Origin of the sequence: Streptomyces silvae (genome assembly GCF_016745505.1) — a bacterium.
In the GTDB taxonomy this organism is placed as follows: Bacteria; Actinomycetota; Actinomycetes; order Streptomycetales; family Streptomycetaceae; genus Streptomyces; species Streptomyces silvae.
The window spans coordinates 23229-43003 of the sequence record NZ_JAERUC010000027.1; the positions used below are offsets into that span (position 1 = coordinate 23229).

The 19775-nt window shown below is 69.8% G+C and carries 21 protein-coding genes; 11 read left to right on the top strand and 10 right to left on the bottom strand.

From position 1 onward, the window contains the following. Window positions 1–104: 104 nt before the first annotated feature. Window positions 105–1943, bottom strand: coding sequence for a phosphomethylpyrimidine synthase ThiC (gene thiC / locus JKV81_RS04150; RefSeq protein ID WP_202074939.1), 1839 nt, complete (start codon window positions 1941–1943; stop codon window positions 105–107). Window positions 1944–2140: 197 nt separating this feature from the next. On the opposite strand from thiC, the gene JKV81_RS04155 reads away from it, so the two are divergent. Beyond that, complete coding sequence (locus JKV81_RS04155) at window positions 2141–3496, top strand: YibE/F family protein (RefSeq protein ID WP_129264619.1); 1356 nt, start codon at window positions 2141–2143, stop codon at window positions 3494–3496. Between the two features lie 63 nt (window positions 3497–3559). Here JKV81_RS04155 and JKV81_RS04160 read toward each other — a convergent pair whose 3' ends face one another. The 4 genes from JKV81_RS04160 to JKV81_RS04175 form a co-directional block, all read right to left on the bottom strand. Next, a complete protein-coding gene (locus JKV81_RS04160) occupies window positions 3560–3997 on the bottom strand; it encodes an SsgA family sporulation/cell division regulator (RefSeq protein WP_030123081.1) in 438 nt (145 codons plus the stop codon). 101 nt (window positions 3998–4098) lie between these two features. Next, window positions 4099–4866 (bottom strand): IclR family transcriptional regulator, encoded by a 768-nt coding sequence (locus tag JKV81_RS04165; protein ID WP_202074940.1) that lies wholly within the window; start codon window positions 4864–4866, stop codon window positions 4099–4101. Window positions 4867–5153: 287 nt separating this feature from the next. After that, window positions 5154–5363: a DUF5326 family protein gene (locus JKV81_RS04170; RefSeq protein WP_099173639.1), complete on the bottom strand. Its 210-nt coding sequence runs from the start codon at window positions 5361–5363 to the stop codon at window positions 5154–5156. A 163-nt stretch (window positions 5364–5526) separates the two neighbouring features. Then, window positions 5527–5844, bottom strand: a complete 318-nt coding sequence (locus JKV81_RS04175; protein ID WP_099173235.1) for a cupin domain-containing protein — start codon at window positions 5842–5844, stop codon at window positions 5527–5529. A gap of 78 nt (window positions 5845–5922) precedes the next feature. On the opposite strand from JKV81_RS04175, the gene JKV81_RS04180 reads away from it, so the two are divergent. From JKV81_RS04180 to JKV81_RS04200, 5 genes are all read left to right on the top strand, one after another. Next, window positions 5923–6300 (top strand): phage holin family protein, encoded by a 378-nt coding sequence (locus tag JKV81_RS04180; protein ID WP_099173236.1) that lies wholly within the window; start codon window positions 5923–5925, stop codon window positions 6298–6300. Window positions 6301–6364: 64 nt separating this feature from the next. Then, window positions 6365–7492, top strand: coding sequence for a cystathionine gamma-lyase (locus tag JKV81_RS04185; RefSeq protein WP_129264618.1), 1128 nt, complete (start codon window positions 6365–6367; stop codon window positions 7490–7492). A gap of 271 nt (window positions 7493–7763) precedes the next feature. Next, window positions 7764–8660, top strand: a complete 897-nt coding sequence (locus JKV81_RS04190; RefSeq protein ID WP_129264617.1) for a LysR family transcriptional regulator — start codon at window positions 7764–7766, stop codon at window positions 8658–8660. A gap of 52 nt (window positions 8661–8712) precedes the next feature. Next, complete coding sequence (locus JKV81_RS04195; RefSeq protein WP_129264616.1) at window positions 8713–9192, top strand: NUDIX domain-containing protein; 480 nt, start codon at window positions 8713–8715, stop codon at window positions 9190–9192. 123 nt (window positions 9193–9315) lie between these two features. Beyond that, window positions 9316–9828, top strand: a complete 513-nt coding sequence (locus tag JKV81_RS04200) for a DUF2269 domain-containing protein (RefSeq protein WP_129264615.1) — start codon at window positions 9316–9318, stop codon at window positions 9826–9828. On the opposite strand, the gene JKV81_RS04205 is transcribed toward JKV81_RS04200, so the two are convergent. Continuing rightward, the gene (locus tag JKV81_RS04205) at window positions 9728–10972 is read right to left on the bottom strand and encodes an MFS transporter (RefSeq protein ID WP_129264614.1); all 1245 of its coding nucleotides are present in this window, start codon (window positions 10970–10972) and stop codon (window positions 9728–9730) included. The genes JKV81_RS04200 and JKV81_RS04205 overlap by 101 nt on opposite strands. Before the next feature lie 139 nt (window positions 10973–11111). On the opposite strand from JKV81_RS04205, the gene JKV81_RS04210 reads away from it, so the two are divergent. Genes JKV81_RS04210 through JKV81_RS04220 form a run of 3 tightly spaced genes read left to right on the top strand, consistent with a single transcriptional unit; the run spans window position 11112 to window position 13263 of the window. Further along, window positions 11112–11570: a MarR family winged helix-turn-helix transcriptional regulator gene (locus JKV81_RS04210; protein WP_099173242.1), complete on the top strand. Its 459-nt coding sequence runs from the start codon at window positions 11112–11114 to the stop codon at window positions 11568–11570. 27 nt (window positions 11571–11597) lie between these two features. Further along, entirely contained in the window at window positions 11598–12050 is a 453-nt protein-coding gene (locus tag JKV81_RS04215; protein WP_099173243.1) for a GNAT family N-acetyltransferase, read from the top strand. Window positions 12051–12099: 49 nt separating this feature from the next. Next, a complete protein-coding gene (locus JKV81_RS04220; protein WP_202074941.1) occupies window positions 12100–13263 on the top strand; it encodes a winged helix DNA-binding domain-containing protein in 1164 nt (387 codons plus the stop codon). A gap of 33 nt (window positions 13264–13296) precedes the next feature. Here the strand turns inward: JKV81_RS04220 and JKV81_RS04225 are convergent, their stop codons facing one another. After that, window positions 13297–14676 carry a serine hydrolase domain-containing protein gene (locus tag JKV81_RS04225; RefSeq protein ID WP_202074942.1) on the bottom strand — a complete coding sequence of 460 codons (1380 nt, stop codon included), beginning with the start codon at window positions 14674–14676 and terminating at the stop codon, window positions 13297–13299. Between the two features lie 71 nt (window positions 14677–14747). Next, window positions 14748–15347 (bottom strand): winged helix-turn-helix domain-containing protein, encoded by a 600-nt coding sequence (locus tag JKV81_RS04230; protein ID WP_202074943.1) that lies wholly within the window; start codon window positions 15345–15347, stop codon window positions 14748–14750. Window positions 15348–15454: 107 nt separating this feature from the next. On the opposite strand from JKV81_RS04230, the gene def reads away from it, so the two are divergent. Next, window positions 15455–16114, top strand: a complete 660-nt coding sequence (def, locus tag JKV81_RS04235; protein WP_202074944.1) for a peptide deformylase — start codon at window positions 15455–15457, stop codon at window positions 16112–16114. A gap of 66 nt (window positions 16115–16180) precedes the next feature. Here the strand turns inward: def and JKV81_RS04240 are convergent, their stop codons facing one another. Beyond that, the gene (locus JKV81_RS04240; RefSeq protein ID WP_202074945.1) at window positions 16181–16801 is read right to left on the bottom strand and encodes a TetR/AcrR family transcriptional regulator; all 621 of its coding nucleotides are present in this window, start codon (window positions 16799–16801) and stop codon (window positions 16181–16183) included. 69 nt (window positions 16802–16870) lie between these two features. Here JKV81_RS04240 and JKV81_RS04245 point away from each other — a divergent pair, with 69 nt between their 5' ends. Continuing rightward, entirely contained in the window at window positions 16871–17764 is an 894-nt protein-coding gene (locus tag JKV81_RS04245) for an NADP-dependent oxidoreductase (RefSeq protein WP_202074946.1), read from the top strand. 83 nt (window positions 17765–17847) lie between these two features. On the opposite strand, the gene dnaB is transcribed toward JKV81_RS04245, so the two are convergent. Then, on the bottom strand, window positions 17848–19305 hold the full coding sequence (gene dnaB, locus JKV81_RS04250; protein ID WP_187282001.1) for a replicative DNA helicase: 1458 nt from the start codon (window positions 19303–19305) through the stop codon (window positions 17848–17850). Between the last annotated feature and the right edge of the window lie 470 nt (window positions 19306–19775).

A 19775-nucleotide genomic window follows, 5' to 3' on the forward strand; every position in this document is an offset into this window, starting at 1 on the left:
GGACAGACCTGACCGGACGACGCCGGGTCGAGGACCACACCGGCCCCGTGGCGAGGACCCGGCCGTGGCGGGAGACTCCTGGGGCCCCCGCCACGGCCGCCCCGTCAGTCCGCCAGAGGCAGATACACGCGGTTGCCGCTCGCCGCGAACTCCCTGGACTTCTCGGCCATCCCCGCCTCGATCTCGGCCTGTTCGGCCCCGTGCTCACGCCGGATGTCGTGGCTGATCTTCATCGAGCAGAACTTGGGCCCGCACATCGAGCAGAAGTGCGCCGTCTTCGCCGGCTCGGCCGGCAGCGTCTCGTCATGGAACTCCCGCGCGGTGTCGGGGTCGAGCGCCAGGTTGAACTGGTCCTCCCAGCGGAACTCGAACCGGGCGTCCGACAGGGCGTCGTCCCACTCCTGCGCCCCGGGGTGTCCCTTGGCGAGGTCCGCCGCGTGCGCCGCGATCTTGTACGTGATGACCCCGGTCTTCACGTCGTCGCGGTTGGGCAGCCCCAGGTGCTCCTTGGGCGTGACGTAGCAGAGCATCGCCGTCCCCCACCAGGCGATCATCGCCGCGCCGATGCCCGAGGTGATGTGGTCGTACGCGGGCGCGACGTCCGTGGTCAGGGGGCCCAGCGTGTAGAACGGCGCCTCCTCGCAGATCTCCTGCTGGAGGTCGATGTTCTCCTTGATCTTGTGCATCGGGACATGCCCCGGGCCCTCGATCATCGTCTGCACACCGAACCGCTTGGCGACGGTGTTGAGCTCGCCGAGCGTCCTGAGCTCGGCGAACTGCGCCTCGTCGTTGGCGTCGGCGATGGATCCGGGGCGCAGCCCGTCACCGAGCGAGTACGTCACGTCGTACGCCGCGAGGATCTCGCAGAGCTCCTCGAAGTGCTCGTACAGGAACGACTCCTTGTGGTGGGCCAGGCACCAGGCCGCCATGATGGAACCGCCCCGCGAGACGATCCCGGTCTTGCGACGGGCCGTCAGCGGGACGTACGGCAGCCTGACCCCGGCGTGCACCGTCATGTAGTCGACGCCCTGCTCGGCCTGCTCGACGACCGTGTCCTTGTAGATCTCCCAGGTCAGCTCCTCAGCCCGGCCGTCGACCTTCTCCAGGGCCTGGTAGAGCGGGACGGTGCCGATCGGCACGGGGGAGTTGCGCAGGACCCACTCGCGGGTGGTGTGGATGTTGCGGCCGGTGGAGAGGTCCATGACCGTGTCGGCGCCCCACTTGGTGGCCCAGGTCATCTTGTCCACCTCCTCCTCGATGGAGGAGGTGACCGCGGAGTTGCCGATGTTGGCGTTGACCTTCACCAGGAAACGCTTGCCGATGATCATCGGCTCGATCTCCGGGTGGTTGACGTTGGCCGGCAGGACGGCCCTGCCCGCGGCGATCTCCTCGCGCACGACCTCGGGTGCGACGTTCTCCCGGATCGCGACGTACTCCATCTCCGGGGTGATCTCGCCGCGGCGGGCGTACGCGAGCTGGGTGACGGGCCGGCCGTCGCGGCTGCGGCGGGGCTGCCGCGGGCGCCCCGGGAAGACCGCGTCCAGATTGCGCAGACCGCCCCGGGGCGAGGTGTGCTTGAGCCCGTCGTCCTCGGGGCGCGCGGGACGGCCCGCGTACTCCTCGGTGTCCCCGCGGGCGATGATCCAGTTCTCGCGGAGCGGGGCGAGCCCCCGGCGTACGTCGGTGTCGGTGGTGGGGTCGGTGTACGGCCCGGACGTGTCGTACAGCGTCACGTCCTTGCCGTTGGTGAGGTGCACCTGACGGACCGGCACCCGGAGATCCGGGCGCGAGCCCTGGACGTACCCCTTGTGCCAGCCGATGGACTTCCCGGCCTCGTCGTTCCCCGCGCCGCCGGTGGCGGCGGTGTCCGAGGCGTCCGTCGCGAGGTGCGCATTCCGCGCATTCCGCTTCGAGGCAGGCGTGCGTGCGTCCGCTGTGGTCATGAGACCTACTCCCTACGCCGGCATTACCCGGTAACAGGTTCGGCGGTCGGCGCAGCGTTTCCCGTACGGATGTACGGAGGTCAGCGCCCTCTCAGCCCGGTGCTCCGAGCTCCCGCGTGTACAGATGTGGCTCCACGCTAACCCCCGTTCTGGCGTGCTGGCCAGAGGGCCTCCCCCGTTCTTGGGATGATCGGCGGGTGACGTCCCCCGGAAGCGCCCCCGAACCCCACGGCCCCGCATCAGGCAGCACGCAGAGCCATGCGCACGGCCACACCCACAGCCACGGGCCGGCCGCGCCCGTGTCGAAGCATCTCCGCAAGGTCATCGCGGCCGTCCTGATCCCCTTCGCCACCGCGGTCCTGGTGGGCCTCGTGGCGTTCTGGCCCGGCGGCGCCCCCGCCCACGAGCGGACCGGTGTCGGCTTCGACCGGCAGACCCAGGACGGACGGGTCACGAAGGTCGTGTCGGTCGACTGCGCGGATGTCAACGCCTCGCAGGTGCCGCCGACCGGTGACACCTCGACGCCGTCGGGTCGGGAGGCCGTCAACGAGCAGACGGGGCAGTGCAAGAAGGCCACGGTCGAGGTGACCACGGGCGACGACAAGGGCCGTACGTTCGTCGAGGTCGTCCAGCCGGACGCCCCGCGGCAACTGCGCGAGGGGCAGGGCGTGGTCGTGGCGTACGCCCCCGACGCACCCCGGGACCTGCAGTATTCGGTGACCGACGTGGACCGCTCGTTCCCGATGGCACTGCTCGCCGGGATCTTCGCCCTCGCGGTCGTCGTGGTGGGAAGGCTGCGCGGGCTGATGGCGCTGATCGCTCTCGCCGTCTCCTTCGCCGTACTGACGTTGTTCATCCTGCCGGCGATCCTTCAGGGATCGAATCCCCTGGTCGTGGCGGTGATCGGGGCAAGCGCCATCATGCTGATCGCTCTCTACACCTGCCACGGGCTGACGGCCCGCACCTCCGTGGCCGTCATCGGCACACTGATCTCGCTCCTGCTGATCGGGCTGCTGGGCTCGCTCTTCATCGGCTGGGCCAGCCTGTCGGGGAACACGGACGACAACACCGGCCTGATCCATGGGCTGTACCCGGACATCGACATGAGCGGCCTGTTGCTGGCCGGTGTGATCATCGGTTCGCTGGGTGTGCTCGACGATGTGACCGTGACCCAGACGTCAGCGGTCTGGGAGCTGCACCAGGCCGACCCGACGATGAGCGCACGACAGCTCTACCGGGCGGGTATCCGCATCGGGCGCGACCACATCGCCTCGGTCGTCAACACCCTCGTCCTCGCCTACGCGGGCGCGGCGCTTCCCCTGCTGCTGCTGTTCTCGATCGCACAGAGCAGCGTGGGCACGGTGGCCAACAGCGAGCTGGTGGCCGAGGAGATCGTCCGCACGCTGGTCGGATCGATCGGGCTGGTCGCCTCGGTGCCGGTGACGACGGCGCTCGCGGCCCTGGTGGTCTCCGCGGACCGCACGGGGCTCGGCGCGGAAGCCGGAGCTCCTGCACCCGCACGGACCGGGAGGGGACGCCGCCGCAAGGCGTGAACCGGGGCACCGGACACATGGACCCGGGCTCCCGGTGATCGGTGTTCAGCCGGAGCTTCCTCTTCAGCCGGCGTTCTGTTCCTTGGCGAGGATGCGGCCCAGCGCCTCTTCCAGATTGCCGTCGAAGTCACCCAGCGTGTGCTCCTGCCCCAGCGGAACCAGCTTGTCCGTCCGGTCGAGAAAGGCCACAAGAGGCGCGGTGCCGGCCCTGAAGAGCGCACGGTCCGCGCCGACCTGGAGCCGGATGTGCACGTCCGACAGCCCCTCGGGCTCGATCGGGCCGATGTGCACATCGCCGTCACCGCTGGGGCTGTTGAGGCCGTCGAGCAGCAGCTCACGGCCGAATGCCCAGGTGACGGGGGCGTCACCCGGCAGGTGGAAGGTCATCCGGATCGCATACGGATCACTGACCTCGTACCGGAGCTCCACCGGAATACGGAAGGAGAGCTCCTCGGAGACGAGGAAGCTCATCATGACCTCTGCTTGAACCGACTCGCGCATCGTTCAACCCCGCAGTAGATGAAACTGGCCAGGAATGATCCCCCATGGCCCTATTGACGCCATCGTGATGCACGCGATAGCAGATCACAAGGAGTGATTTTTCAGATACTGATAGAGAACACGAACGAGCGCAAGAGAGCGGTCACTTCACAGCGTAGTTGTTCGACTGCGGGGAGCAACCGTTCTTCTTGGTGCAGGGGGAGGGATACGGCCATCGCCGCGACGGCGGAACCGACAGTGATCGGAATGGCCGCGCAGACCGTCCCCAGGGCGTACTCCTGCCGTTCGACGACGGGTTCCGTACGCTTCATCGCTCTCAGCCGGTTGAGCAGTGCCTGACGGTCCCTCACGGAGTAACGCGTCAGCGGACGGACGGGATGCCGGTCCAGGTGATCCTCGCGGGCACGCTCATCGAGCTGCCCGAGGAGGCACTGTCCGAGCGCGTGGGCATGGCCCGTCTCACGGAAGGAGGCCCACTCGCGGACCGCGGGAATGGCGGGGGTGTCGGCGACGGCGACCATCTCGATCTCGCCGTCCTTGTACAGGGCGCAGTACACGGGGGCGCCGATGACGTCGGCCCAGTGGGCGAGCGATTCGACGATCACACCGGGACGCGGCGTCGCGGGGCCTCCGCCCAGGCGCTCGGCCGCGGCCCCGAAGAGGAAGACGCCGTTCTCCCTGCGGAGATATCCCTCATGGGTCAGGGTCCGCAACAGGTGATAGGCGGTGGGAAGGGGAAGTCCGGCCTCCCGGGCGAGCTGCTTGGCCGGCGCCCCGTCCCGATGGGTGCCCACAGCCTCCATAAGTCTCAACGCCCGCTGAACCGAACCGATCAACGTCGGGACAGCGGTACTCGATGCCGTGGTCACAGGTCACCCCCAGGCATGGTGACGGGCTTTCAGCCCTCCCGCGGGGGCCGCCCCCACGGGCCCGCCGCGAGCCTGGGGTCCGGAGACCGGACGGTCGCACAAACCACTGGGCAGGATGGTGACGGACCGTCATTTCCCAGCTGGCGGCAGCGGTACGCCACTGTATCGGCACGTTCTGTCACGAGTGAGGTTTCGACCGCGACTTAGCTCAGCTGGGCTAACCGCCGGATCGGCGGCCCGTCGAGCGGACTCCGGGCACCACGGGCCCTGGCGTCCGCCCGGTTGCGCTACCAGTCGCTGCGCTCGGACGACGACATGAACTTCCGTACGACGAAGATCAGGCCACCCACGAGGACGACGAACACCAGCGCCTTGAACAGCAGTCCGATGACGAACCCGACCACGCTCGCGATCAGGCCGCCGAACACGACGATCGCGATGAGCGGCACCGCGACCCACTTCACCCACCAGGGCATCCCCGCGAAAATCTCCCGCACCGCCATCGCCGTTACCTCGTCTCTGTGAGTACCTGCTTCGATGCTAGAGGCGCGGGAAGGCCGACGGGGGCCCGGGAGCCCTTGAAGTCCCCTGAGCGATCCCCTAGGGAACCCCGGGACCCGAGGGAGCCCGATACCGGTGGAAACCCTGCCCGGGGACCGGTCAGCCCTCCGGCGGGGAGAAGACCACCATCACCCTGAGGTCCTCGGTGATGTGGTGGAACTTGTGGGCGGCCCCCGCCGGCACGTAGACGACGCTCCCCCGCCCGACCTGGGTGGTCTCCGTGCCGACCGTGATCGAGGCACGGCCGCTCACGACGAAGTACACCTCGTCCTGCTGGTGCGGCTGCTGGGGATCGAGAGCGCCGGCGTCCAGGGCGTAGAGGCCGACGGACATGTTGCGTTCCCGGACGAACTGCAGATACGCACCGTCGTTGGCGGCACGTTCCGCCTCCAGCTCGTCCAGTCTGAATGCCTTCATCGCCCGTCCGCCCCTCGCACCCGTGCTCGTCCGTACCGCCGGTGTTCCCCACCGATCATGTCTGCCACGATCAGACACATGAAGAATTTCGTAGTCAAGACGATCGCCAACGCGGGTGCGCTGGCGGTGGCCATCTGGTTGCTCCAGGACATCACGCTCACCGGTGACAGCACCGGGCGCAAGGTGCTCACGCTGATCGTGGTGGCGCTGCTGTTCGGTCTGGTGAACTTCATCGTCAAGCCGGTGGTGAAGCTGCTCACCCTCCCCCTGTTCATCCTCACGCTCGGGCTGATCACCCTGGTGGTGAACGCCCTGATGCTGATGCTGACCTCCTGGCTGGCAGGCGTCATCGATGTGAGCTTCCACGTCGAGGGCTTCTGGACGGCGGTCCTGGGCGGCCTCATCATCTCCGTCGTGTCCTGGGCGCTCAATGTGGTGCTCCCCGACGAGGACTGATCCGTCCCTCGATGACACAGTGCGGAGCGGACCGGTACACACCGGGGAGAGACGAGGAGACGACATGAGCACCATGGGCGACGGGACACGGGCCGTACGGGCGGGACTGCCCGAACCCGAGCAGTACGAGCCCACCCTTCCCGGACCGGTCTTCGCCGCGCACTTCCATCTGTCCGGCGAGCCGGTCGGCCCCTATACGTACGGGCGGGAGACCAACCCGACCTGGACCCACCTGGAGCGCGCCATCGGCGAGCTGGAGGCGCCGGGGGAGCAGGTGGAGACCACGGTCTTCGCCTCGGGGATGGCCGCCATCTCGGCCGTACTCCTCTCCCAGGCGCGCACCGGCGACGCCGTGGTCCTGCCCGACGACGGCTACCAGGCCCTCCCTCTGGTGCGGGAGCAGCTGGAGGCGTACGGCGTCGAGGTCCGGACCGCCCCGACCGGCGGGGACGCCCAGCTCGCCCTGCTCGACGGGGCGAAGCTGCTGTGGATCGAGACCCCCTCCAACCCCGGCCTCGACGTCTGTGACATCCGCAGGCTCGTGGAGGCGGCGCACGCCAAGGGCGTCCTGGTCGCGGTCGACAACACCCTGGCCACCCCGATCGGCCAGCGCCCCCTCGAACTGGGAGCGGACTTCTCGGTGGCCAGCGACACCAAGGGCATGACCGGGCACGGGGACATCCTGCTCGGCCACGTCAGCTGCCTGGATCCTGAGCTCGGCGCCGGTGTGCGCCGCTGGCGCAAGGTGGTCGGTGCCATTCCCGGCCCCATGGAGGCCTGGCTCGCGCACCGCTCGCTGGCGACCCTGCAGCTCCGGATCGACCGCCAGTGCACGACCGCGCTGGCGCTGGCCGAGGCCCTGTCCAAGCGGGCGGACGTGGCGGGGCTCCGGTACCCGGGGCTGCCCGGCGACCCCTCGTACCCGACGGCCGTCCGGCAGATGCGGCGCTTCGGCTCCGTGGTGTCGTTCGTGCTGGCGGACAAGGACACCGCCGAGCGCTTCCTGGGCGGGCTGCGCCTGGTCGACGACGCGACGAGCTTCGGCGGCGTGCGGTCCACCGCTGAGCGCCGGGCGCGCTGGGGCGGGGACGCGGTGCCGGAGGGCTTCGTCCGCTTCTCCGTCGGCGCCGAAGACCCCGAGGACCTGCTGGCGGACGTGGAACGCGCACTGGACGCGGCCGCCGCCCGCTGAGCCCTCCCCTTCGGTCCTGGCAGGACCGGTCCGGGACGGGCGTCCCCGTCCACCGGACCGGTCCCGCCCGGGACGAGCGGCCCGAGCCTCCCCCCTCGTGACTCGGACCGCCCCGGTTCCTGCGCCGAGAACCGCCTGGACAAGGCTAGTTGACTGTGCGTCAGTGTCCAATCACAGTAGCGACAGCGACCTATCGACATATTTATAGTTGGGGCGGTTGCGAGGGGCGGTGCGGGACGGCGCGGCGTCCGCGAGGGGGAGGGGGCGAACCATGGACCTGGCCCTGCTGCGCACGTTCGTCACGGTGCACCGGGCCGGATCGTTCACCCGGGCCGCCGCCCTGCTCGGCCTGTCCCAGCCCGCCGTCACCTCGCAGATACGGACCCTGGAGCGGCAACTGGGCCGGCCGCTCTTCCTGCGCAGGGCCCGCGGGGTGACCCCGACCACCGTCGGCGACGAGCTCGCCCACCGGGCCGCCCCCCACCTGGACGCACTGGTCGACATCGTCGAGGTGGGGCTCGACGAGGAGTCGGGGACGAGGACACTGCACCTGGCCGGTCCCCCGGAGTTCACCTCGCTGCGCGCGTTGCCCGCACTGACCCCATTGATCTCCCAGGGGCTCGCGCTGCGCAGCAGCTTCCTCGCGAAGACCGAGGACGCCCTCGACGGGCTGTCCGCCGGACATCATGATCTGGCCATCACCACCGCCCGCCCGCGGGGCGGGCTGCTGACGTCGACCACCCTCTGCGACGAGGAGCACGTCCTGATCGCCGCACCTCGCTGGGCGGGGCGACTGGGCCCCGGGGCGCTGCGGCACAAGGGTTCGGTCCTCCTGGAACAGCTGCCGGTGGTCGAGGTGCACGAGAGCCTTCCGCTGGTCGCCCGCTACTGGGCGACGGTCTTCGACAGCCGCCCCGCCGCGTCCGCCGCCGTGATCGCACCGGACCTCCGCGCGGTTCTGGAGTGCGCGGCAGCGGGTGCCGGCCTGGCCGTGCTGCCGCGCTATCTCTGCGAGGGCGCGCTGGAGCGGGGCGAGGTCGTGGCTCTCCTGGACCCTCCGATCCCACCGCTGCGCACGTATTTCCTGGTCGCGAGGACCGGCACACTCGGCCTTCCGCACATCGCGCGGGCGCACGAGTGGCTGGTGCGCGCTGCCGTGGACTGGTGACCGGTCGGCCGACAGGAGTTTCAGACCGGCTTTCCTGGGCCACTCTCTTGCCATGACCGAACGCCCGGTGGTCAAGCGCACAGCACGCGCCGTCCTGCTCGACGGCGACGACCTCATCCTGATCAAGCGCACCAAGCCCGGTGTCGACCCGTACTGGCTCACGCCCGGTGGGGGCGTCGAGCCGGAGGACGCCACCGTCGTCGACGCGCTGCACCGCGAGATCGACGAGGAGCTCGGCGCCAAGATCGTCGATATCGTGCCCTGCTTCGTCGACACCGTCGAACACATCGCGGGCGGCGGCGTCAAAGGCGTGAAGGTGCAGCACTTCTTCGTCTGCCACCTGGCATCGATGGACCCGTCGCGCCGGCACGGCCCCGAGATCGACGAACCCTGCGGGGAGTACGAGATCGTCCGGGTGCCCTTCAGCCGCGTCGGAATCGCGGCCGTGCATCTCGTGCCCCTGTCACTGCGGCACTATCTGGACGCCAATATCGAGGGCGTACGCGCGCTGCACGCCTCCGATCTGGGCTGAGCCCCGGGGAGCCGGGCCCGGAGAACGCACGGACATGAGAGCGGGAGATACGCCGAGGCGCGTAGCCGGGGATACTCCCGCTGTCAGATGACCGCCCGCCTCGCGCTTGGCACCGTGTTTCACGTGAAACCACTCAAGCGTCCTGTGCGCCGCAGCATCCTCGTCGTCCATGTGGCGGTGTCCGTGAGCTGGCTGGGCCTCACCGTAGGGCTGCTGGCTCTCGGCCTCACCGCGTTCCTCACCCACGACGCCTCGATGGCTCAGGCGGCCACCCGCTCCATGAAGGTCTTCGGGGACTGGCTCGTCGTACCGGTCGCCCTGCTCTCGCTGCTCAGCGGTCTGATGCTGGCGCTCGGCACCTCATGGGGCCTGGCCCGGCACCGCTGGGTCTGGACGAAGTTCTGGCTGACCCTGATCACCACAGGGCTGTCGGTCTTCTCGCTCCGCCCCGGCGTCGACGAAGCTGCGGCCCGGGGTGCGACCGACATCGATCTGGTGATCGCACCCTCGGTGGCCACGGCCACGTACCTCTTCATCACCGCGATATCGGTGCTGAAGCCGTGGGGACCGACTCGCCGGGGCCGACGGCTGCGGCAGGCTCAGCGGCCTGTGCGGCAGTCGGCCGCCCAGCCGTGACCGCCCGGCGCTCGATCGCGCCGGAGAGCACCGCCAGCACCAGCGCCGAGGCCGCGAGTACGGCGCCGACCCAGTTGGGTGCGGTGTAGCCGAAGCCCGCCGCGATGACGAGGCCGCCCAGCCACGCCGAGAGCGCGTTGCCGAGGTTGAAAGCCCCGATGTTGACGGCCGAGGCCAGGGTGGGCGCACCCGCCGCCTGGTCGAGCACACGCTTCTGGAGCGGCGGTACGGTCGCGAAGCCGAGGGCCCCGATGAGGACGATGGTCACAGCGGCGGCGATCTTGTTGTGCGCGGTCAGCGTGAACAGGGCCAGGACCACGGCGAGGGCGCCGAGCGCCACGTACAGCATCGGCATGAGATGACGGTCGGCGAACTTCCCCCCGAGCAGATTCCCTCCGACCATGCCGAGTCCGAAGAGGACCAGCAGCCAGGTGACGGACGATGCCGCGAAGCCGGCCGTCTCCGTCATCATCGGGGTGATGTAGGTGATCGCCGCGAACACGCCGCCAAAGCCCAGCACCGTCATGGCCATGGCGAGCAGCACCTGGACATTGCGGAACGCGGCCAGTTCGTGGCGGATCCGCACACCCTGGGGCTTCGGCTGCTCAGGAACGAGCTTCGCCACGCCGAGGAGCCCCAGGACGCCGAGCCCCGCGACGACGAAGAACGTCACGCGCCAGCCGAGGCTCTGACCGATGAAGGTGCCCAGAGGAACGCCCACGACGTTGGCGACGGTGAGCCCGGTGAACATCATGGCGATGGCACCGGCCTTCTTCTCCGGAGCGACCAGGTCCGCCGCCACGACCGACCCGATGCCGAAGAAGGCGCCATGGGCGAGCGAGGCGATCACCCGTCCGGCCAGCATCACGCCGAAGACGGGGGCGAGCGCGGAGACAACGTTCCCCACGATGAACAGCCCCATGAGGAGCATCAGCATCCGCTTCCTGGTCACGCGGGTGCCGAGGATCGTCATGAGCGGGGCACCGAGAACCACGCCCAAGGCGTAGCCCGTGACCAGAAAGCCTGCGGTCGGGATCGAGACCTGGAAGTCAGCCGCGACATCGGGAAGCAATCCCATGATCACGAACTCGGTGGTGCCGATACCGAATGCCCCGATGGCGAGGGCGAGGAGCGCGAGCGGCATGGATGCCACCTTCCCTGAAGTGTGCGCCTGCGTCTTACGAGCGTCCACAATAATTGCAGACGCCTGTTAATTGCAAGCGCGGGCTATTGCGCACGTGCCCTATCCTGGAGGGAAGCAGCTCCCGTACGGAGGAGAGAACATGACAGCGACAGACCCCGCACTGACGGCCCTCGCCCAGAGCTGGTGTGCCCTCTCCCTGCTCCACGGGAAGATCGAGGCCCGCATCGAACGGGCCCTGCAGTCCCACCACAGTCTCAGCGCGCGCGAGTTCTCCCTGCTCGATGTCCTCAGCCGCCAGCACAGCGGCACGGGCGGCCACCTGCAGATGAAGCAGGTGGCGGACGCCGTGGTGCTGAGCCAGAGCGCCACCACCCGGCTGGTCACCCGGCTCGAGGACCGCGGGCTGCTCACCCGGTACCTCTGTGACACGGACCGGCGGGGCATCTACACGGACGTCACCGAAGCGGGTCTCACGCTGCTGAGCGAGGCCAGGCCGACCAACGACACCGCGCTCCGCGCCGCTCTCGACGAGGCCGCCGAGAACCCGGAGCTCGCCCCGCTGGTCCGGACGGTCGAGGCACTGAAGGTCCCCGCCTGAGCCGGTGGGTTGCGTAGTCTGCCGATCATGAGCGATCTCGACATACGTCCCGCCGTTTCCGCGGACATCCCCGCCATCGTGGCCATGCTCGCCGACGACCCGCTGGGCGCGCAGCGTGAGTCCCCGGACGATCTCGACCCGTACCTCGCCGCGTTCCGGCGGCTCGTCGACGACCCGAATCAGCATCTGACCGTGGCGGTGCGCCAGGGCAAGGTCGTGGGCACCCTCCAGCTGACGATCGTGCCGGGGCTGTCCCGGCGTGGTGCGACCCGTTCCATCGTCGAGGGCGTCCGCGTCCACGCGGATGAGCGCGGCAGCGGCCTCGGGACCCAGCTGATCCAGTGGGCGGTCGACGAATCCCGGCGCCAGGGCTGCCAGTTGGTGCAGCTGACGTCGGACGCCACCCGTACGGACGCCCACCGCTTCTACGAGCGCCTCGGCTTCACCGCGAGCCACGTGGGCTTCAAGCTCGCTCTCTGAACGCGCGCGTTCCGCCCAGCCCCGTACTCCGCACTCCGGGAGGCATCACGTGCACCGCGTCCACGATGAGCAGCGCCGGGTCAGACTCGGCCGGCGCCATCTGCTGGCCCCGTCCGCACGGGCCGCGTCCGCCGTCACGGTGGCCGACGCCCTCGTCGCCCTGCACGCGACCGATGCCGCCACGGTCTTCCTCTCCGTCTGCGCGCGGCTGACCGAACCCGGAGCCGGAGCGGTGGAGCGGGCGCTCTACGAGGACGTGTCGCTGGTGCGGCTGCTCTCCATGCGGAACACCCTGTTCACCGTGTCCACGGAGGTCGCACCCGCCGTCGACGCGTCGAGCGCGCGGGCCGTGGCGGCCAAGGAGCGCAGGAAGCTCCTCAAGCATCTGAAGGAGGACGGCCAGGGGCTGGACGAGCACTGGCTCGCCGATACCGAGACACAGACGCTCGCCGCTCTGACCGCTCGGGGCCGGGCCACGGGGAGCGAGCTGTCGGCCGCCGTACCCGCGCTGCGCACGAAGATCACCGTCTTCCCCGGGACGAGGCAGGAGACGGTGCAGGGGATCGCCTCCCGGGTGATCCGGGTACTGGCCGCCGACGGGCGCATCCGGCGGGACCGGCCGCGCGGTTCATGGACCTCCAGCCAGTTCCGCTGGACGGCAGCCGAGCCATGGCCCCCGTCGGACCCTGCCCAGGCGCGGGCGGAGCTGGCCGGACGCTGGCTCCGGTCCTACGGCCCTGGCACCGAGGGCGATCTGAAGTGGTGGACGGGCTGGGGCGTCCGGGAGACGCGTACGGCCCTGGCCGCCGCCGGTGCCGAGGAGGTCCTCCTCGACAGCGGGGCCGTCGGCTGGGTCGCCCCGGGCGACCTCGCCGACGAACCCGCTCCGGAGCCCTGGGCGGCCCTGCTGCCCGGTCTCGATCCGAGCGCCATGGGCTGGGCCGACCGCGGCTTCCACCTGCCCGTCGATCACCGTGCCGCCCTTTTCGACCGGGCCGGCAACATCGGGCCGACGGTGTGGTGGAACGGCACGGTCGTCGGGGGCTGGGCTCAGCGCGCGGACGGCGAGCCGGTGTGGCGGCTGCTGTCCGATGTGGGCAGGGAGGCCTCACAGCTCATCGAGGCGGAGGCTGCCCGGCTGTCGGCCTGGGTGGGCGACGCCCGGATCACTCCACGCTTCCGTACGCCTCTGGAGCGCGAGCTGACGGCGTGAGCGTGTTTCACGTGAAACGCCGGCCCTCCCTCATCAAAGGGCGAGTCCTCGCCAGCCGTCCTCGTCCACGCCACCCGGAATGGCCGCACTCCGGTCGTACGGCTCCCGTGTGAAGACGAACGAGCCCAGGTCGAGATGGTCCACCGTGCCGTCATCGGCGCGTACGACCCGGAGCGTCTCCCCCGCGTAGTAGCCGTTGAGGCCGGTCCAGGTTCCGTCGGGGCGCGCCTGGAACCGTGCGGCGCGGCCGGCGCCCCGCAGCGGCTGGAGCTCCAGCCCCCCGCCCGCGAGCAGCTTCAGGGCGTGGACCTGCGTGCCCCAGTACCAGGGCCCGGTCAGCGCCAGCAGCTCCTCGTCGACCTCGGGCAGCGGGCGCCAGGGCTCCGGGATCCTCGGCTCGGCGTCGGCGACGATCTGGAGGAGATCGGCGGCGACCGCACCGACCAGGGGGCCCGAGGTGGCATTGGAGAGCACCACGGCCGCGACATCGTCCTCGACGCTGAACCACAGCGTGGCCAGGAAGCCGGGGAGCGATCCCGTGTGCCCGAGGAGCGTACGGTTTCCGCGCCGGACAGCCTGAAGGCCGAGGCCGTACGTCCCGGCCCAGTCACCCGCTTCGGCCGGAGCAGCGGGAACGCGCATCTCCTCGACCGAGGAAGCGCGGAGCACCCGCTCGTCGCCCTGCGCCAGAAAGGCCGCGAAGCGGAGCAGGTCGGTGGTCGTCGACCAGAGCTGACCGGCCGGTGCCATCAGTCCGAGGTCCTCGGCCGGCTCGGGCAGCATGACGTCCGCCCACGGATGAACGGCCCAGCCGCCCGCATGTGGCGCGCTCGCCTGCGGAGTCGTACGGTCCATCCCCAGCGGTTCGAGGATCTCCCGGCGCAGCACCTCGGCCCAGGAGTCGCCGCGCAGCTTCTCCACGAGCGAACCGAGCAGTGTGTAACCGGGGTTCGAGTAGTGGTGCCGGTGGCCGGACGGATGGATCGCGGGCCGCTCGCCGAGCACATCCGACAGCTCGGGGCGCGTGGTGCCGGGCGTCCTCTCCCACCAGGGACCAGGGGTCTCGGCCCCCAGGCCGCCGCTGTGGCCCAACAGTTGGAAGACGGTCACCTGCCCGGCGTCGGTCCCCGGAAGATGCTTCTCCAGAGGGTCGTCCAGATCCAGCAGGCCCTCGTCACGCAGGCGCATCACCAGCACGGCGGTGAACGTCTTGGTGAGGGAGCCGATCCTGTACTGCGTATCACCGTCGGGCTCATGGCCGTCCACACAGCTACGGGCACCGCTCCAGGCGATCTGCCCGTCCCGCCGCACCGAGGCGACGAGGGAAGGGGTCCGGCCTTCGGACTGCGCGGTGGCGACACGGTGCAGCAGAGCGCGCCGGGTACCGGGGAGCAGGATGTCGGAAGAAGTCATGCCCCAGCATGACTCCCGTATCGGGGGCCTGACGAACCCATTTGGCCGCACAGGAGGCCTGCCGAAGCTGCTCAGTCGCGTTCCGCCTCGTCAGCCGTATGGGGCAGCAGGGGGAACAGCCGGGTGATGAGAGCCACCGGCCGGGCCCCGTCGGGCCGGGCCAGGGGGCGCTGCTCGCGGTCCTGGTAGGGAGCGAGCGCCCGTCGCACCACCTCCGCGACCTGGCCCATCTCCTCGGGCGTCAGGTAGGCGACAGCGCTGAACGCTTCGTCATGGCGCCACTCCGGCGGCGCCTCGTCCCGCTGCCCCAGCCATCGCTGCCAGCTCTCGTCCTCCAGGCCTCGGGCCAGGTCGCCGAACTGCTCCTCCGTAGCCCCAGCGGCGGCCGGTTCACCGGCAGCCGGGTCACGCCGGCTCAGACGCCAGGGGCGGGCGCGGCCCCCGCTGTGGGGCGCCTCCTCGATGTGTCCATGGCGCGCGAGCTGCCGCAGATGAAAGGAGCAGAGCCCGGAGCTGTAGCCCAGGCGGGCAGCGGCTTCCGTCGCCGTGAGCGTCCCGACTTCGGCGAGCAGGTCCAGGAGGGCCGTACGGACCTCGTGCTCGCGCAGCTCTGCACCGGAGCCGCTGCGGTCTGCCCGGCCGTGCGGGGTGGTGAGGTCATCTTCAGTCACTTTGCAAAGTCTGCTACTTTGCAAAGCTCTGGGCAAGCAGAAGTTCTCGACACGCACCCTTTCTCGGCAAGCAGCACTCCCTGGCATACGCAGAAGAGGAGATGGCCATGTCCGTGCGCCACGAGCGGTCCCGTCCCGTCGACCGGCGGGTCCATGTGCAGGGCCGGCCCGTCGACTCGTATCCGGATCTGTCGCCCGAAGCCCGGCGGGGGTCGGTGCGCCGGGTCACGGTCGTGGGAGAGGAAGTCCTGCGCCGCCCGTGCCGGGAGGTCACCGCATTCGACTCCGCCGAGCTGTCCACGCTGATCGACGACATGTTCCTGACGATGTACGTGGCCGACGGGGCCGGCCTGGCCGCCAATCAGGTCGGCGTCGGCCTGAGGCTGTTCGTGTACGACTGTCCGGACGACGACGGGGTCCGGCACGTGGGCCACATCATCAATCCGGTGCTGGACCTGCCCGACCCGGGCAGCCGCCGGCTCGTCGACGACGCCGAGGGCTGCCTGTCCGTGCCCGGCGCCATGATGGCGGTCCCCCGTACCGATCGCGCCGTCGTCCGCGGGTTCGACAAGGACGGCCGGCCGCTCGTCGTCGAGGGACAGGGCTACTTCGCCCGGTGCCTCCAGCACGAAACCGATCACCTCGCGGGGCACACGTACCTGGACCGTCTCTCCGGGCGGGACCGCAAGGAAGCGCTGCGGCAGATGGAAGCCCGTCGTGAAGACGTCTTCGCCCGACGCGCGGACAAGGCCGCGGACCTGGGCTGACCCCCGGGTCCGCCCGGCCGCACGAGGCAGGTGGGCGGCACGGCCCTCCCTGATCCCCGCGCCGGCTCAGCCGCCCGCCCCGCTCCGGCCGTTCCGAGGACCGTTCGGGGCCTGGCCTGCGGCCTTCCAGGCCGCCTCGATCATCTCGAAGATCTCGTCCACCGCGGCCTGCGGGTCGCCCGCCTCGCGTGCCAGTGCGTACGCGTCGATCACGAACCTCGCGATCGTGCGGCAGGCCGTCGCGCTCCGGGACAGGCCGGGGGCGGCGATGAGAGCCTCGGCCAACGACTGCGCGTGGCGCAGCCGCATCGACTCCTCGTACTCCCGCAGAGCGGGGGACGCGACGATCATCCCCCAGATCGGGGCGGCGTCGTCGGCCACACAATGGCGCACCAGGGCGTGGATCTCGCGGCGCAGGGCGGGGATGAGCGGCTCGTCCGGTGCCCGGTCGGTGACCGCACGGGTGAGGCGCTGCTCGAAGTCGTCGTCGCGCTCGAAGACCAGGGCCTCTTTCGAGGCGAAGTGGGAGAAGAGCGTGGTGACGGCCACGTCGGCCTCGGCGGCCACGTCCCGGATGCCCACCGCGTCGTACCCGTGTTCCAGGAAGAGCCGCAGCGCGGTGTCAGCGATCTTCTGGCGGGTCGCAGCCTTCTTGCGCTCACGGCGCCCGGTCGTCGGCACGGTCATGCACTGAGACTATCAAATACAAAAACACAACCGTTTCAAAACACTAACCGCTAGTGTTAACGTCGCCGCATGAGAAAAGTGAGCTTCGCCGAGTTCGGCGGTCCGGACGTCCTGCGCCTCGTCGACGCCGAGGAGCCCCACGCGGGCCGCGGCCGGATACGCATCACGGTGCGGGCAGCGGGCGTGAACCCTGTCGACTGGAGGATCCGCGAAGGCCAGATCCTCGGCGCCCATCCGACCGTCCTTCCTTCCGGCGTCGGGCAGGACGCGGCCGGGGTGGTGGACGAGGTCGGCGAAGACGTCGAAGGCGTCGCGACCGGCGACCGTGTCTTCGGCGAAGGGGCGGCCACGTACGCCGAGTTCGCCGTGCTGTCGGCCTGGGCCCGCATGCCCGAGGGGCTGACGTTCGAAGAGGCGGCCGGGTACCCCTCGGTGGTGGAGACGGCGCTGCGCGTCATCCGCGAGGTCGGGGTGCGGCCCGGGCAGACGCTCCTGGTCAGCGGCGCGTCCGGCGGGGTCGGATCAGCGGTGCTGCAGATCGCCCGCCACCAGGGCATCGCGGTGATCGGTACCGCCGGAGCCGCGAACCAGGACTACCTGCGCGGCCTGGGCGCCACCGCCACGACCTACGGCGAGGGCTGGACGGAGCGGGTGCGGCAGCTCGGCCGTGTCGATGCGGCCCTCGACCTGGCCGGCTCCGGCGTGATCCGCGAACTCGTCGAACTGACCGGGGACCCCCGGAAGGTGCTCTCCATCGCCGATCTCGGCGCGCCGGAGTTCGGCGTCCGGTTCTCCGGCGTGGCCGGGAGCATGCCGGACGCGCTCGCCGAAGCCGCCGGCCTCATCGCGCGGGGCGAGCTCCACATCCCGGTGGAGAAGTCGTACACGCTCGCCGAGGCCGCGGCGGCCCACATCGACAGCCACGCAGGCCACACGCGGGGACGCCGGGTCCTGGTGATCTGACCCGCTCCCGGCACGGCCGCACGGCCCGGCGAGCCGAAGTTTCCTGCGGCTCTCCCCCGCAGTTGGCCCCGCAGCTCAGAACGTCAGGTCTGAGCCATGTCCACGAAGCGGGAGTAGTGGCCCTGGAACGCCACGGTGATCGTCGCCGTCGGACCGTTACGGTGCTTCGCCACGATCAGGTCCGCCTCGCCCGCGCGCGGTGACTCCTTCTCGTACGCGTCCTCACGGTGCAGCAGGATCACCATGTCGGCGTCCTGCTCGATGGAGCCGGACTCACGCAGGTCGGAGACCATCGGCTTCTTGTCCGTGCGCTGTTCGGGTCCACGGTTCAGCTGGGACAGCGCGATGACCGGGAGCTCCAGCTCCTTCGCGAGCAGCTTGAGGTTTCGGGACATGTCCGAGACCTCCTGCTGGCGGCTCTCGGCCCGTTTGGCACCACCGGACTGCATCAGCTGCAGATAGTCGATGACCACGAGCTTCAGGTCGTTGCGCTGCTTGAGGCGCCGGCACTTCGCCCGGATCTCCATCATCGAGAGGTTCGGCGAATCGTCGATGTAGAGCGGCGCGGCCGACACGTCGGGCATCCGGCGGGCGAGCCGCGTCCAGTCCTCGTCGGTCATGGTGCCGGAGCGCATGTGGTGGAGGGCCACCCGGGCCTCGGCGGACAGCAGACGCATCGCGATCTCGTTGCGCCCCATCTCCAGGGAGAAGATCACGCTCGGCAGATTGCTCTTGATCGAGCAGGCCCGGGCGAAGTCCAGGGCGAGGGTGGACTTACCCATGGCGGGGCGGGCCGCGATGACGATCATCTGGCCGGGGTGCAGCCCGTTGGTCAGCGCGTCGAGGTCGGTGAACCCGGTCGGCACACCGGTCATCTCGCCGCTGCGGGACCCGATGGCCTCGATCTCGTCGAGAGCGCCCTCCATGATGTCGCCCAGCGGCAGGTAGTCCTCGCTGGTGCGCTGCTCCGTGACGGCGTAGATCTCGGCCTGCGCCGAGTTGACGATCTCGTCGACGTCGCCGTCGGCCGCGTATCCCATCTGCGTGATCTTCGTGCCGGCCTCGACGAGGCGCCGGAGCACGGCCCGCTCGTGGACGATCTCCGCGTAGTACGAGGCGTTGGCCGCGGTCGGCACGGACTGCACCAGCGTGTGCAGATACGGGGCTCCGCCGACCTTGGTGATCTCGCCGCGCTTGACCAGCTCGGCCGCCACCGTGATCGGGTCGGCCGGCTCCCCCTTGGCGTAGAGGTCGAGGATCGCCGTATAGACGGTCTCGTGGGCCGGGCGGTAGAAGTCGTGGCCCTTGATGATCTCCACGACGTCCGCGATGGCGTCCTTGGAGAGCAGCATGCCGCCGAGGACGGACTGCTCGGCGTCGAGGTCCTGCGGAGGCACCCGCTCGAAGCCGGACGAGCCGCCGTCCCAGCCGCTCTCCCTGCCCCTCTCGTGCTGTTCCTCGCGCCCCTTGCCCTCTCCGCGACGCTGACGGGAAACGGGCAGACGGTCACTGGGACCGACATCGGCCCAGGGATCGTCCAAAGGCTCGGGAATGCTCACCGGGCCACCTCCTCCCGTCCGCTTCGCGGACCTAGCCGTGCCACTCTTTCTTACGGCACGGCACCGACAAACAAGACGCCCGACTCCGTTTCCGGCGCGTCAAGTTCTGCGGACTTCCATGCCGGAACGGAGTGCGGGCGCCGCACCACGGTAGGCCGGTCCGCACCGTCAGCCAATCTGGTTATCCACAGGGCATGTGGACGACGGACCAGATGCTGTGGAGAACCCGTCCGATCCTGTGCACGGACCGGGGGACAGCACTGTGGACAAACTCATACGCCCCCTACGAAGAGGCCTCTGACCTGCCACTTCTCAATCCACCGGCTGTGGGGGAGAAAAACTTTTGCCCTCAGCCCAAGATCACCGGAAACGGTCTTCCGGTGGAGCGGGAAACCCGCGCCAGGTAAGGACCCTAGGCGCATTGCATCTCTTACCTGTGGAAGATTAGATTG